The following is an 11986-nucleotide window of genomic DNA, read 5'->3' on the forward strand; positions in this document are numbered from 1 at the left end:
TATCCTTTCCCCACCCTGCCCGATAAACTTAGATAAAATCACTATGGTGCTAGTTAACCTTCCCTAAATCTGATGAAAAGCGATCGCCCCTCTCCCCCACTCTCTCTTCAACGTCCCGAACTACTCGCGCCAGCAGGTAATTGGGACTGTGCTAAAGCTGCTGTGGAAAATGGGGCAGATGCGATTTACTTCGGTTTGGATCGGTTTAACGCCAGAATGCGGGCAGAAAATTTTACTGAGGCGGACTTACCCCAATTGATGAAATTCCTCCACCGTCGGGGCGTAAAGGGTTATGTCACTGTCAACACACTAATATTTCCCAAAGAACTAGCAGAAGCACAGCAATATCTCCGCACAATTATTGCAGCAGGTGTAGATGCGGTGATTGTTCAGGATGTGGGTATATGCCGTCTCATCCGTCACCTGTCGCCTGATTTTCCTATCCATGCTTCAACCCAAATGACCATCACCAGTGCGGCTGGGGTGGAATTTGCCAAGTCACTCGGCTGTCAATTAGTAGTGCTGGCGCGTGAATGTTCTCTCAAGGAAATCAATAAAATTCAGCAGCAGATTGCCCTACAGGAAACTTCGCTGCCCTTGGAAGTCTTTGTTCACGGTGCTTTGTGTGTAGCGTATTCCGGTCAGTGTTTGACTAGTGAGGCTTTAGGCGGACGTTCTGCTAACCGAGGTGAATGTGCCCAAGCTTGCCGGATGCCCTACGAGTTAATCGCTGATGGGCAAGTTGTGAATTTGAGCGATCGCAAATATTTACTTAGTCCTCAAGACTTAGCTGGATTAGATGTTTTGCCAGATTTGGTCAAATCAGGAGTAACTTGTCTCAAGATTGAAGGTCGCCTAAAAGCTCCAGAGTATGTTGCTAATGTCACCCGTGTTTATCGGCAAGCTTTGGATGGCGTGATGGAGGAATTGGAAAGACCTAACCCCCTAACCCCCTTCCCTACTAGCGTTGGGGGAATAAAAGCTCCCCTCTCCGTTTCGGAGAGGAGCTGGGGGAGAGGTCAATCAGATCAAGAACACTACAACCTAGAAATGGCATTTTCTCGCGGACTCTATACGGGTTGGTTTAGCGGGATTAATAATCAGGAACTAGTTCACGCCCGCTTTGGTAAAAAACGTGGGGTTTATTTAGGTGAAGTTACCCGCATTCACAACGAACAGGTAACAGTCAAATTGGAAGCACCTGTAAAACCAGGGGATGGAATTGTTTTTGACTGCGGTCATCCAGAGGCGAAGGAAGAAGGCGGCCGGGTTTATGCTGTGGTGTTCAAGGGTAAAGAAGCTATGTTGACCTTTGGTCGAAATGACTTGAACCTACGCCGAGTGCATATAGGCGATCGCATTTGGAAAACCAGCGATCCAGAACTCGATAAGCAAGTGCGTCAGAGTTTTGCTGGCGAGAACCCACAATTTCAGCGTCCCATTAATGTAGAAATTTATGGAGAAGTTGGTCAGCCATTGATTGCGATCGCCCGCGATCGACTCGGTAATATTGTACAGCTAGAGTCTGCAATTTCACTGGTTGAAGCGCACACCAAACCCCTAGATACAGACCGTTTACAAGAACAATTCGGTCGTCTCGGTAACACACCTTTCTGTTTGGGAACGCTAACCAATCACCTCAGTGGTAACTTTATGCTGCCTGTAAGTGAGTTGAACCGGATGCGGCGGGAAATCGTGGTGCAGTTGGAAGAATTGCGGAGTCAATCCAAACGCTGGCAATTACATTCTGATGTCTCTTTTCAAGACTTACTTCCCTCTTCATCTCCCTCGTCTCCTTTATCTCCTTCACTCATCGTCCTAGTACGCAATCTCAAGCAACTCCAAGCCGCCCTCAAAGCTGGTGTTGAAACACTGTACTGTGAATTTGAAGATCCCCGCACCTACCGAGAAGCGGTGCAGCTAGTACGCCAAGCAGGACAACAATCCCCAGTCCCCACCATCTGGGTTGCACCTCCCCGAATTACTAAACCGGGGGAAAATTGGATTTTGCAGCAAGTCCGTGCTTCGGAAGCAGATGGCTATCTGATACGGAACTATGACCAATTGCAATTCTTTGCAGCAGACCGTTGTATCGGAGATTTTTCGCTCAACGTTGCTAATCCCTTAACAGCAGATTACTTTCAGCAACGCTTTGGTTTAGAACGGCTGACGGCTTCTTATGACCTAAATATTAACCAACTTGAAGATTTACTCACCAGTTCTCCCCCCCAGTGGTTTGAGGTGACAATCCATCAGCATATACCGATGTTCCACATGGAGCATTGTGTTTTTTGTGCCTTTCTCTCGACAGGTACAGATTACACCAACTGTGGAAGACCTTGTGAAAAGCAGGAAGTGAAATTAAAAGACCGTGTAGGCAGCGAACACGTTCTCAAAGCAGATGTAGGTTGCCGCAATACTGTATTTAATGGCACTGCTCAAACTGGAGCCGAGTACGTACAGCGTCTGATAGAACTAGGATTACGTAACTTTCGCATCGAATTTGTGAATGAGACACCAGAGCAAGTGAGTAAAACAATACATTTTTATAGTCAACTATTGCAAGGTGAGATTACAGGTTCCCAACTCTGGCGTGAGTTGAAGTTGCAAAATCAACTGGGTGTGACTCGTGGCCCTATGGGAGTATCAGCACTGCGATCGTAATTGATTTTGCGATCGCCCAAAGCTAAATAGTCAACAATCAGATTCAATTAAAAACCATCATTGTTATTTATGAATAATATTTCAACAAGCAATAATTGGGATACTTCCCTTTACGAAGATAAACACGCTTTTGTCTGGCAATATGGCGAAGACTTACTGAAATTACTAAACCCTCAGCCAGGAGAATCCATTTTGGATCTTGGCTGTGGGACTGGACAACTCACAGAAAAAATTGCTCAAACTGGGGCTGAAGTAATGGGAGTTGATCATGCATCTGAGATGATTGAGAAGGCAAGACAAAACTATCCCCATATCCGTTTTGATGTTGCTGATGCTAGAAATTTTCAAGTAGATAAGCCATTGGATGCTGTATTTTCCAACGCTGTATTACATTGGGTGAAAGAAGCAGATAGCGCGATCGCTTCCATCCATCAATCCCTAAAACCTGGAGGGCGTTTTGTCGCAGAATTTGGTGGTAAGGGAAATGTACAGGCGATCGCCACAGCTTTATACAGCGCTTTAGAGTCCATTGGTATCCCTCAAGCACAAGTAGAGAATCCTTGGTATTACCCCAGTATTGGTGAATACAGCAGCCTACTAGAACAGCAAGGCTTTGATGTCATTTATGCTATCCTGTTTCCTCGTCCCACTCCTTTAGCAGAGGGAGAAGCGGGCATAGCAAATTGGATTAAAATGTTCGCCAGCCCTTTCCTTACCGGACTTTCACCTAAGCAACAAATAGAAATAATTCCCGTCGTAGAAGAATATCTGAAGCCAACACTATATGAACAAGGAACTTGGACAGCAGATTATCGAAGAATTCGCATCGTTGCCATTAAACTTTAATGTGTGCGAATTTTAACTTGTACCTTCATGACGAATTATGAATTAGTATCAGTTATGCATATACCCAAATTGTGCGATGCCTGCGGCGGGCGCAGCCATCGCCAGATATCATTTTCATTACTACTAACTATTAGCCTCACGACTTTACTAGTCCCGCCCTCACTAGCGCAAACCCCCTCAATACCGTCGCCTTCTAGTGCGCCTTTAGAACTAGACTTATTAACCAAGCCAAAAGACTACGTAATCACAGCTAACACCATTCATCCAGAACGATTAACCGTTCCCAGTTTATGGTGGGCACAACAAAACTCTGAGAAAAAGCTATTGGATAATTGGATAGCATATCCAGCTACTGACAAAGAACCTGCACGAGTAGACTTGATCGTGAATCAGCAAATTTGGAGTTTACTAGAGTATGTAGAGCGCTACGACTTCGTAAATCGCTTGGGTAGCGCTGCACGAAACTTTGGTTACAACGTCCGGGTATTTAATTATCAAAAAGAACCCTTGGCAACCTATACTTGCAACTTTAATACAAGTCCAGCTTTATGCACTATCCAAACGACTGTTAAGAACAAGATAGGGTTACAGCGTTCACTCTAGTAATTTAGACTATACGTATTGTGCCTATGCCGAGTGCCATATACTGAATCCCCACAGGGCTAAACTGGGGTTTTAATTTTTGCAGATGAAATTCTCTGTGTATGACTATAGTGCTGGATGTGCATCCACGTTTTTGACTCTTCAATATGGGTTGCTGTCGTCTGCTATTTTTCTGCTAGTTTATTTTGTGCTTAAAGCTGTGGCTAGCCGTCCACTCAGCAAACGCGAGCGAGTAGAGCAACTAGCTGAGGGAATGGCTAAAAGACAAAGGGAAAGACGCACTCGTGAATAACCAATCTCTGATACCCATTCCCCAATTGTCTAGAGTCCCCATAAAAGTTTCAGTTACCCTGAATCCCCGGTGAGTTACTTGTGGTCAGTAGCTCCACCACGGATTACGATGTGAGCTTTGATTTCTAGAATGTCTCGGTCAAGAGCATCAAAGCGTTTCTCCATTTCATCGAATCCAAGAGCAATGCCAGTGGATATGTCTTTTTGATTACCTTTGAGGTGTTCAAAGTCACGCTTTGCCGCATAAGCTTTTGTAGCTGCATCTGCTGCCTTCTGGGTGGCTATTTCTTTATCGAATTGAATTTTGTTAAACCACCAAACAACCCAACCTGATACAGCACAAACTAAAGCTAATAATAAACTCGCTACAGTTGCATCAAATTTCATTATTTAAAGAGCATTAATTTTAAAGTTAAGAATTAAACTCTTCTATCTTGAGTTTCCATCCAGCAAATGATGCTAATGGAAGTTGACCCACCCATTTAGACGAGAATCGACAAGATATTGACCTGATATAATATCCGGCTTCTCGCATTTGATGAGGAACTGGCAACTCATATACAATAATTTCATCGCGGACTGGAATGTATACAATCTTTGATTTTGTAGATTCTGTATCTGGATACAAGAATTGTATATAGGCAGCACTTTGTATCTTCGTGCTGTTCCATCCTTGAATGTCCGTAATGGTTGTAGTGATTCTAAAAGTGTCACTTATTGCATTATTTGTAAATAATTGCCAGTTATCTGAAACTTGAACTTCACCAAGCAAGTTCCATGAAATGGTCATCAGAAACGCGCTATTACTTCTTTTCCAAATTTCAGGAAGACTTCACCATGAGCGCCAAGAACCTCACGCTTAGTTCCGTTAGTTTTATTGAATAAGGTTCCAAAATTCGTGATGATGGTTGATAGAGTGAAAGCTCCTGTAGCAACAGAGAATGGAATGCTGTAGTGAGATTGATTGCCGTTTTTGTCATAGAATTTGACATAACGGTTTCGAGTTGCAGTGGCAGGAACAACTATAGGAGTGTCATCTCCAAAGAACCAACTGACTGTAATCAACTTCCTTTTATCACCTCTGACCTTGGGAATTGATACTGCATTCTCTGGAACAGTTGCTAGCAGTCCAACTGAAGTCAAACCACCTAATTTTGTGTAAGCTTCTTTTTTTACTGTTACTGCTAGAATCAGTCCTGCTTCCAAAGGATCGCGATAGTAAGCAGTATCATAATCATCAGCAGCTTGTGGTTTATATGCCTTTGGATTACTGATCAGATTTTGTCTTCGTTCTGCTTCTCTTGCTTTAGCTTTGTCTGCCCGCGCTTGAAGTTCTGCCGCACTCAACCTTCTAGCCATTCTGTATAACTTCCTGGATTAAATTCCTTGTAACCGCTACGCTAACACCAGATTTTGGCTACTTTTTTACCCAGGAAACCTATAAGGTTTCCTATAAAATTGACTTATGTTGTTAGATTATCTAATTTGCATTAAATACTTGTGTGTATAAGTACTATCAAAAACGCTTATTATGTTGATCATATCTAAGTGCTTTTGCGTAGAGGATTTAAGTTGTATATTAACTATTGGAAATTAACTCTAGCTATAAATAATTTTTTGCATCTTAATTTTACTTTTTTAATTAAGTTTATAAAATATGATTTTTATGATTTTCAACGATTACAACCATTCGACTAGCGAGTGATTTCTAAGCGTAGTGTCAATTAAGAATATAGGGGGAATAAGGTTCCCTAGTGAGATGTAAGCATATCTAAATCGCAGTACGGCTACTGGTCTATAACGTCTGTTATTTGTCGGTTTACCGAGAATAGTTGTTTTGCCGGCAGTTGCTGTAGTTGTACTTGGCTTATCTGGATCGTTTAAAACGATATGGGATTCTCCCTTAAAAGGTGCATCAATTGCGTTGCACATCTTTGAATATATATTTTCTGCATCAGTCTTAGAATTTACTAGAATATAATTTCCTTTTGGAAAACCGTTATCTGGATCTGTATAGGATGCAGATTTATTGCCACAGCTATAAGTAATACCTTTTTTAGAATCTAAAAATAAGGTTTTTATCTCATTTCCGATTGCCACCATGTCTGCTTTGGTAATAGCAGGTTTTATCCCTCCGCTTGAGCATGAGAAATTCATTAACCTGCAACTTTTCTCATGTTCAATCAATGGCTCATCTGTTGGTTGTGCAGCTCCATCTTGGGAGAAATACAAAAATAGTTGAGGATGACCAGCAACAGGGGGAGCGGTATCAAATTTTGAGCCATAAACTACAGCTAAATTTTTTCTGCTATAGCCGATTACATTAAAGAATAAATTGTGACGGATATTCATTATCGCGTCATTATCGTCATCTGTAATTCGGCACGCTAATTTTAGTGATGGTCTTGTCCCCGACAAATCACCATTACCTTCTACATCTCTAAAATATCTATCTACCCGTCGATTAAATTCAGTTTTATAAGTCTGCTGGAGGTGTTCAACTGGATTAAAATTATCTGGCAAGTCCATAAATTAATCTTCTCCATCAAACAAATCTGAGAAGTCAAAGTTAAATGGCTGAGAATTAGCTCTTGCAGCCGCAATTTCATCCTTCTTATCCTTATTCTCTTCAGTAGGTATGCCACTTTCTTTTGGACTGCCATCTGGATTTTTTTCACCTTTGATGGCTGACTTAAATTCAGCGTTGGCACTATCAATCTGATTTTTGGCATCAACAATGCTGACAGGAACTTGCACCACAGCTTGTATAGTGTTAGCGCCAGCTTCGGCATTATTCAAGAACGTGAAAAACTTATTGTGGAAATTGGGATTTGGATGAAACCATTCATAAGCTTTTTCTCCTAATACTCGCCACACCTTGAGAGCATTGCCGATTTTGGCTACATGACTACCGATAACTTCTAATCCGTTTATCAGAGTGCTTGTGGCATTTGTAATGGAGTTGAAAACGTTCGCCGATGCTTGATAAATTCTATTGGCAAGCGCCCATTCTTGAGAAAGTTTTGTGTAATTATCTTCTCCGATAGCTTCTTGAATCAGGCTTGTTGTTGCCTTGCCGAGAATCGAATTAATATCAAGTGGCGTTCCGTCGATTCCCTTAGGAAGCACTAATCCAAGTACGGTATTAATAATACTACCTAATGTCTGCCCCAAATTATTTGTAAGCATCAAAGCATTGTGCAAAGTAGTAGCAAAAGTTAGTACTTGCAAAGCTTTTTCTACATAAGTATTCTGAGCAATGCTAGTCATGAGCGAAGTTATCCCAGCAAATCTAGCACTTGCAAAAGCTTGCAATCCACCAATCAAGCCCGTTGTCGTTGCATTTACATTGGCTCGTGTCTCCTGGTGTTGCTGTACTATCAATGCCTGTAATGCTGCCAAATCTGCTGGGTTCACGTCTTGTCCATCTCTCCCATTGATACCGTTTCTACCGTCGTTGCCATCTCTACCAGGTGCGCCAGGAGCGCCCTGTTGACCTGGCACATTGATTACAATCGTGTTGGCATTAACACCATCCCTACCAGGTGCGCCCGGAAATCCTCTTTCACCACGTTCGCCCTGCTTACCTGGAATTCCTTGCAGACCTCGTAGGCTTTTGATTCCTTGATACAAAGCAATTGCAGTCAGTGCTGTTCCCAACGCTATACCTGCTTTGTTCAAAGCAACACCTGCAACACGTTTTGCTTGTTCACCGATGCCCTGCGATTCCTGGGCTTTTTGATATGCATTCGATGCCTGCTGTTTTGCTGCCGCCGCCGATGTACTAGCCCTTTGCGCTTCCTTTGCCGCACCCACAGCAATTACCCCGGCTGTTGATGCCGATCCGAGGGCGTCACGACCGATGGATGCGGCATTGTCAGCGATTCCAAGTGCTTGCCGTGCTAAATATGTCGCATCTACTGCGATGCCATTGATCACATTTACCCTATTCTTTAACGCCAGTAAATTCCCAAGAATTCCGCTAACTTGACCACCAAGAGACAACACCTGATTCTCTACCGCGTCAATCCGCGCCCCAAGGACTTCTAGCACCGCAAGCTGTTCAAGTAGCGTAAATATTGTTGCAACGACGTTGAATAATTCAAGTACTCGACCCGCCCACTTTGCGGTAGTAGAAAGTGCTTCCTTGCTGATGCCAATAGCGTTAGCTGCTTTAACAACTGCGTCGCCAACAGCGCTTTCTAGTTTTCCGATCGCTCTACCAAAGCTATCGACTTTTGAACCGATACCGTTAACTATCCCGCGTAATCCACCAACCTCATTACTAGCGGCGGCAGCGTCACGAATTGCTTTTGCAGAATTTGCTACGGCTCCCGTTGCTTTACCGTCAGCAGTATTTGCTAGTCCTTGTGCAAGCTTTGACTCTCTACTGGCAGTTTTAGCAATATCCTCTACATTGTTTAATTTTATTCGTGCTGCCTCTGCCTGAGCTTCTAATAGTTCAGCTTTTCTTGCTGCATTCCCTGCTTTGTCAAAAGCATTATTTGCAACCTTTGTCGATGTGCCAGCCGACGCACTTGCCGCCTCCGCAGCAGATGATGCTCTCGCAGCCTTTACGCTAGCTGCTAAAGCTTCTCTATTAGCTCTTAAGGCTTCCGCATTAGCGGCTTGGGCTGCACTTCCAGCAAATCCTGCTGATCGTTCGGCACTAAAAGCTTTCTCAAATGCTTGACGTGCCTTTTCTATACCGCTATCAATCTGTGGTTGTAACTTATTAGAAACTACCGCTATTCCGCCAACTACCGCGCTTGCAATTCCCGGCTCTAACGCGGCTTTTGTAGATGCAATAATCCTGTTTTCATCTACTCGCTGTATACTCGCAATCTCTGCCCTCAATAACGCTAATTCTCTTGCTAAACTTTCACAATCATTTGCCATTTACCCTCCTAAGTTGCTCTACCATCGCATGTAAGTTAGCTGTGGTCTTTTCACAATCATTGCAACAGTAGCCGGGGTAAGCATCCTGCTTGCATTCACAAGTACCTTCAGGACATCTCACTCTGATGCAATCGACTTTAAATGTTATCGGTGCGACTGCCACATCTTTGAATATCAACTCACCATCATGAGTGACTCTAATGATATTATCGGTAGATTTGTAATCCACCTTAAAGGTCATATCACCTGTGTTGTCACTGTAAGTTGAGTCAAATTCACTCTGTAACCTATTGCCAGTGATGACAGCGGTAGAAAGAATGTAAGTGCATGGTAATTCTGTACTGGGATTGTTACCAATTTGGCGAAACGTACCAGTGCAAGTTACACTCACAATTTCGCCTGGGGCAAAGTGGTTTAGAGGTCTACCGCCATCAAAAAAGAAACTTTCTTTATTGATATCGCTGACATTTACATCTATTGGACAAGCATTTTTAAAAGTGACTTTCTTTTTGATATTTTCACCGTCAATGTAGGTGAGAAGCGCCGCTGTATCTTCAGTACTGCAATAGGACATGTTGAGAGTTACCCTACTTTTGTTAACAGGACATCGGCATACACCTCTGGTACACCCGGATAACCCCAACCGACACCCATGTTACTAGCACCGTCGTAAGTGCCACCAGCTTGAAAGTATTGAAATTGAATGTTTGTGATTCCTGTTAAAGTAAACACCGCTTTTAGTGGGATGAGATACATCAAATTGCCCCAATTGGTGTAAGTAAAGTATCCTCTCCCTAGCGTTAGTCCGTTTGTCACATCTTGTAATCTTGTCTTCAGTAATCCACAATCATAGAATTGACCAATAGCGTCACAGATGTAAGTGCCAGGAGGTAGCGTTATCGTATTGCTACTCAATATCACCTCACCCGTCTGGTCAATGTTTATCGTATTAAGAGGTCGTGGAGTCCATTGCGTTGACTGTTTCCCACCGCTTCCGCCGCCGCTACTTGCTGTGTGTTGTATATGGATGATTTGTGAACCAGAAGAAGCTTCTTCTATCGGTGCATAATTGGCGAGTAAATTTGCTTTTGATATACGTCTTGTAATGCCATCCGCTTGTTGAATTGGTATTAGGTCGGTGTCATCTGGGATGAGTTTCTCACTCCCAAGCTGGGATATCTGTAAAGGATTGGGTGACAATTGTGTTTACCTCTGCGAGATTTGTACCATCCGTGATGAAGTGTTTTCCATCCCAAATAAAAACGCTTAGGAATTCATAGATGGATGAATTTTCGTATCCGATTAACTCGCTGTTTTCTGTGATGATTGGATTCCCATGTTCATCGGACAAGTAGGCACCAAATAAGGTGGATGCCCTTAATAAAATTGCTGTCAATATTGACTCTGCACTATTGCTCAAAGCGGGAGTCAACCCATATAAATCTGACTTTTTTATAGTGAGAGTACTGGCATCTTGAGTAGCACTCTCACCAAACAAATCAGCCAGTGTGATTTGTATATATGACATTAGTAATCATCTGGGTCAATTGCTAGCGACCCCGCAGGTTTTCGGAGTGACAATGTAATGTCATCTTGCCTGTATTGGATATTATTACTCACCGTGTAAGAGGGGACAAAACCATCGGCGATCGTGATGGATTGGTCAGGATTGGATGTTTGGTTGTCAGCAGTGAGATTAACCTTGGCTTTTAACACTATTCCCACTAGCAGCGATTCTGCTGTATTACTGCTACTGGCTGTTAACCCTGGCATATTTGATTTCAGAAGAGTAATGCTACTTGCGTCCTGTGTAGTGCCAGGGCCAAATACTTGCTCTAAAGTTAGTTCTGCCATAAAAGCGGATTTTTATTGAAGTGAATAAATCCGTTGTATGTGGTAGCCAAAATTATGTAAATATTCCACTTTTATGTAAAACAAGAACATTTACTGAAGACGTGTAAACCTTGCAGTGACTACGATTAACCCAGACTTAGCTAATAACTAAAAATAGAAATATTCCGGTTTAACCATTAGGCAGGGTTAAACCGGAACAGTTAGAAGAGAACAGGTCGAATGAAAAATGATAGAGAAGGACAAGCAGCTGTTCTGACTTATGCAGATTGCTCAAAAATCCGCACACAGATTCGGAGCCGCAAATACAAGTTGCTTTTTGATTTAGGTTGCTACACAGGTGAGCGTTGGGGTGCTTTAGTGCAGCTGCGAGTGTCCGATGTATACGCCGAAGATGGCACTCCAAGGGAGTATATCAATTTTCGAGCCAGAACGCGCAAGGCTAAACCCAACAGCAAGCGCAAGGCACAAGATAAAGCTTTACGCAAAAATCGACAAGTGCCAGTACATCCAGTTCTCAGGGAAATACTGCTTACATACAAGCCAGAATCAAGTTCTCTGTGGCTGTTTCCCGCTCGTGACGGAGATAAGCCCATTACCTTGAGGTGGGCAGATGCAATTTTACGCGCTGCCGTTGACAAAGCTGGGTTATCAGCCAAAGGAATTAGCACTCACAGCACCCGCCGGAGTTTCATCACCAATCTTGCGAACAAGGGTATCAACTTGGCGATGATCAAAAAAATCACTGGCCATTCTGACTTAAAAGTGCTTTCGGCATAAGTAGGTGGGCGGAAAAATTTACAGCTATGTAACGAAAAGTTAAGTAGTAGAA

Annotated in this window: 14 protein-coding genes; 5 read left to right on the forward strand and 9 right to left on the reverse strand. The window is 43.0% G+C overall.

Annotation, left to right across the window (positions count from 1 at the left end; all coding sequences use genetic code 11):
- The first annotated feature begins 72 nt into the window (after positions 1-72).
- The 4 genes from HWQ44_RS03855 to HWQ44_RS03870 all read left to right on the forward strand — a co-directional run bounded on the left by HWQ44_RS03855 (position 73) and on the right by HWQ44_RS03870 (position 4405).
- Positions 73-2664: a U32 family peptidase gene (locus HWQ44_RS03855; protein ID WP_292715075.1), complete on the forward strand. Its 2592-nt coding sequence runs from the start codon at positions 73-75 to the stop codon at positions 2662-2664.
- 69 nt (positions 2665-2733) lie between these two features.
- Positions 2734-3510 carry a class I SAM-dependent methyltransferase gene (locus HWQ44_RS03860; RefSeq protein WP_292715077.1) on the forward strand — a complete coding sequence of 259 codons (777 nt, stop codon included), beginning with the start codon at positions 2734-2736 and terminating at the stop codon, positions 3508-3510.
- Positions 3511-3564: 54 nt separating this feature from the next.
- Positions 3565-4113, forward strand: a complete 549-nt coding sequence (locus HWQ44_RS03865) for a hypothetical protein (protein ID WP_292715116.1) — start codon at positions 3565-3567, stop codon at positions 4111-4113.
- An 85-nt stretch (positions 4114-4198) separates the two neighbouring features.
- On the forward strand, positions 4199-4405 hold the full coding sequence (locus HWQ44_RS03870) for a hypothetical protein (protein WP_292715079.1): 207 nt from the start codon (positions 4199-4201) through the stop codon (positions 4403-4405).
- 74 nt (positions 4406-4479) lie between these two features.
- Here the strand turns inward: HWQ44_RS03870 and HWQ44_RS03875 are convergent, their stop codons facing one another.
- From HWQ44_RS03875 to HWQ44_RS03915, 9 genes are all read right to left on the reverse strand, one after another.
- Complete coding sequence (locus tag HWQ44_RS03875) at positions 4480-4791, reverse strand: hypothetical protein (protein WP_292715082.1); 312 nt, start codon at positions 4789-4791, stop codon at positions 4480-4482.
- A 25-nt stretch (positions 4792-4816) separates the two neighbouring features.
- Complete coding sequence (locus tag HWQ44_RS03880) at positions 4817-5194, reverse strand: hypothetical protein (protein WP_292715083.1); 378 nt, start codon at positions 5192-5194, stop codon at positions 4817-4819.
- Positions 5194-5763, reverse strand: coding sequence for a hypothetical protein (locus HWQ44_RS03885; protein WP_292715086.1), 570 nt, complete (start codon positions 5761-5763; stop codon positions 5194-5196). Before HWQ44_RS03885 ends, HWQ44_RS03880 begins: the two co-directional genes overlap by 1 nt.
- A gap of 321 nt (positions 5764-6084) precedes the next feature.
- Positions 6085-6933 (reverse strand): hypothetical protein, encoded by an 849-nt coding sequence (locus HWQ44_RS03890; protein ID WP_292715089.1) that lies wholly within the window; start codon positions 6931-6933, stop codon positions 6085-6087.
- A 3-nt stretch (positions 6934-6936) separates the two neighbouring features.
- Positions 6937-9303 (reverse strand): collagen-like protein, encoded by a 2367-nt coding sequence (locus HWQ44_RS03895; protein ID WP_292715091.1) that lies wholly within the window; start codon positions 9301-9303, stop codon positions 6937-6939.
- Complete coding sequence (locus HWQ44_RS03900) at positions 9293-9877, reverse strand: hypothetical protein (protein WP_292715092.1); 585 nt, start codon at positions 9875-9877, stop codon at positions 9293-9295. The genes HWQ44_RS03895 and HWQ44_RS03900 overlap by 11 nt, the downstream gene beginning before the upstream one ends.
- Positions 9878-9885: 8 nt before the next feature.
- Positions 9886-10503 carry a hypothetical protein gene (locus HWQ44_RS03905; RefSeq protein WP_292715094.1) on the reverse strand — a complete coding sequence of 206 codons (618 nt, stop codon included), beginning with the start codon at positions 10501-10503 and terminating at the stop codon, positions 9886-9888.
- A complete protein-coding gene (locus tag HWQ44_RS03910; RefSeq protein WP_292715097.1) occupies positions 10463-10831 on the reverse strand; it encodes a hypothetical protein in 369 nt (122 codons plus the stop codon). The genes HWQ44_RS03905 and HWQ44_RS03910 overlap by 41 nt, the downstream gene beginning before the upstream one ends.
- Positions 10831-11157: a hypothetical protein gene (locus HWQ44_RS03915; protein ID WP_292715100.1), complete on the reverse strand. Its 327-nt coding sequence runs from the start codon at positions 11155-11157 to the stop codon at positions 10831-10833. Before HWQ44_RS03915 ends, HWQ44_RS03910 begins: the two co-directional genes overlap by 1 nt.
- 219 nt (positions 11158-11376) lie before the next feature.
- On the opposite strand from HWQ44_RS03915, the gene HWQ44_RS03920 reads away from it, so the two are divergent.
- Positions 11377-11934: a tyrosine-type recombinase/integrase gene (locus HWQ44_RS03920; protein ID WP_292715103.1), complete on the forward strand. Its 558-nt coding sequence runs from the start codon at positions 11377-11379 to the stop codon at positions 11932-11934.
- The last annotated feature ends 52 nt before the right edge of the window (positions 11935-11986 follow it).

Origin of the sequence: Nostoc sp. JL34 (assembly GCF_017114945.1) — a bacterium.
Taxonomy (GTDB): Bacteria; Cyanobacteriota; Cyanobacteriia; order Cyanobacteriales; family Nostocaceae; genus Nostoc.

Excerpts from the sequence above, each read along its gene's own strand:
- HWQ44_RS03855 (WP_292715075.1), top strand. The coding sequence starts at position 73 with ATGAAAAGCGATCGCCCCTCTCCCCCACTCTCTCTTCAACGTCCCGAA.
- HWQ44_RS03860 (WP_292715077.1), top strand. The coding sequence starts at position 2,734 with ATGAATAATATTTCAACAAGCAATAATTGGGATACTTCCCTTTACGAA.
- HWQ44_RS03865 (WP_292715116.1), top strand. The coding sequence starts at position 3,565 with ATGCATATACCCAAATTGTGCGATGCCTGCGGCGGGCGCAGCCATCGC.
- HWQ44_RS03870 (WP_292715079.1), top strand. The coding sequence starts at position 4,199 with ATGAAATTCTCTGTGTATGACTATAGTGCTGGATGTGCATCCACGTTT.
- HWQ44_RS03875 (WP_292715082.1), bottom strand. The coding sequence starts at position 4,791 with ATGAAATTTGATGCAACTGTAGCGAGTTTATTATTAGCTTTAGTTTGT.
- HWQ44_RS03880 (WP_292715083.1), bottom strand. The coding sequence starts at position 5,194 with ATGACCATTTCATGGAACTTGCTTGGTGAAGTTCAAGTTTCAGATAAC.
- HWQ44_RS03885 (WP_292715086.1), bottom strand. The coding sequence starts at position 5,763 with ATGGCTAGAAGGTTGAGTGCGGCAGAACTTCAAGCGCGGGCAGACAAA.
- HWQ44_RS03890 (WP_292715089.1), bottom strand. The coding sequence starts at position 6,933 with ATGGACTTGCCAGATAATTTTAATCCAGTTGAACACCTCCAGCAGACT.
- HWQ44_RS03895 (WP_292715091.1), bottom strand. The coding sequence starts at position 9,303 with ATGGCAAATGATTGTGAAAGTTTAGCAAGAGAATTAGCGTTATTGAGG.
- HWQ44_RS03900 (WP_292715092.1), bottom strand. The coding sequence starts at position 9,877 with ATGTCCTATTGCAGTACTGAAGATACAGCGGCGCTTCTCACCTACATT.
- HWQ44_RS03910 (WP_292715097.1), bottom strand. The coding sequence starts at position 10,831 with ATGTCATATATACAAATCACACTGGCTGATTTGTTTGGTGAGAGTGCT.
- HWQ44_RS03915 (WP_292715100.1), bottom strand. The coding sequence starts at position 11,157 with ATGGCAGAACTAACTTTAGAGCAAGTATTTGGCCCTGGCACTACACAG.
- HWQ44_RS03920 (WP_292715103.1), top strand. The coding sequence starts at position 11,377 with ATGAAAAATGATAGAGAAGGACAAGCAGCTGTTCTGACTTATGCAGAT.